Origin of the sequence: Legionella nagasakiensis, from assembly GCF_900639915.1 — a bacterium.
GTDB classification, from domain to species: domain Bacteria; phylum Pseudomonadota; class Gammaproteobacteria; order Legionellales; family Legionellaceae; genus Legionella_A; species Legionella_A nagasakiensis.
In genome coordinates, this window is sequence record NZ_CAAAID010000052.1 from 1 (window position 1) to 329 (window position 329).

A 329-nucleotide genomic window follows, 5' to 3' on the forward strand; every position below is an offset into this window, starting at 1 on the left:
GAGCCAGCCAACAACACATTTAGTTTTTAAGCTTGGTTTCTTTTTTTCCATAATAGCAAGCTGTTCTGAATGGGCGCCAAATTGCTGCCCTATATCGAAAACGATGCGCGGATCAATGAGGTAAATCATATCCGACTTAACAAACTTAGCGACAGGCATCTCTTGATTAACGCGTTTATTGGCAATGTGAAAAGCAACAGATAATTCATTGGTATCTGGGTGAGTAAATATTCTATCAATGCGGATAAGATATGGCTCTCTGACTTGACCAGTGAAACGTACAATTATTTGCTGATAGACAAAACGTAGCAACTTGCTTTTTGGTTTCC

Annotated in this window: 1 protein-coding gene; it reads right to left on the reverse strand. The window is 39.2% G+C overall.

Translation table 11 applies throughout. The features are described from left to right. The coding region (locus E1O52_RS13085) for a hypothetical protein (protein ID WP_133129061.1) at positions 1–312 on the reverse strand (312 nt) is incomplete at its 3' end. Positions 313–329: the final 17 nt, after the last annotated feature.